The 515-nt window shown below is 30.9% G+C and carries 1 pseudogene; it reads right to left on the bottom strand.

From position 1 onward, the window contains the following. Nucleotides 1-515: pseudogene (locus LS72_RS10590) on the bottom strand (hypothetical protein); the annotation flags it as partial.

A 515-nucleotide genomic window follows, 5' to 3' on the forward strand; every position in this document is an offset into this window, starting at 1 on the left:
AATAATTTTTAAATTCCATTTTATTCTTAAGATTTCTATCGCTATAAAATGTTATAATTTCCTCATTAAAGGGTTTCGGTAATTGTGCGGGGTTAGAGTCCGCCTCCCCTTTAACTTCATTAACCACTAATCTAAACCTTACTTCTGCTTCATTTTCCCACTCATAAATATTTGCTCCATTCTTTTCTACATAAGGCTCATAATTTTTTAAAAATGCTCTTAAATCCTTGCCTAGATTTGCTATTTCTAATGGTGTTACATAACCCTCTTGTGTTTGATTGGTTAGATGTTTAATTTTTATATGTTTTGCACCTTTATTTTTATTCCCTTGTGAAAATCTTATTGCCTTTTCTACCGCTTCTAAATCTTTAAAAACCCTTGCAGCATTCTTTCCATTGTAAGCAACATTATAAAGCCCTTTAACCTCTTTATTTTCTAATTCTTTTAACTCAAGGGATTGCATTTGCCTCTCTTGCAATTTTGCTTTTTTCTTTTCTAAAAGTTTGGTTTCATTC

It is taken from the genome of Helicobacter apodemus, assembly GCF_000765745.2.
Classification (GTDB): Bacteria; Campylobacterota; Campylobacteria; order Campylobacterales; family Helicobacteraceae; genus Helicobacter_D; species Helicobacter_D apodemus.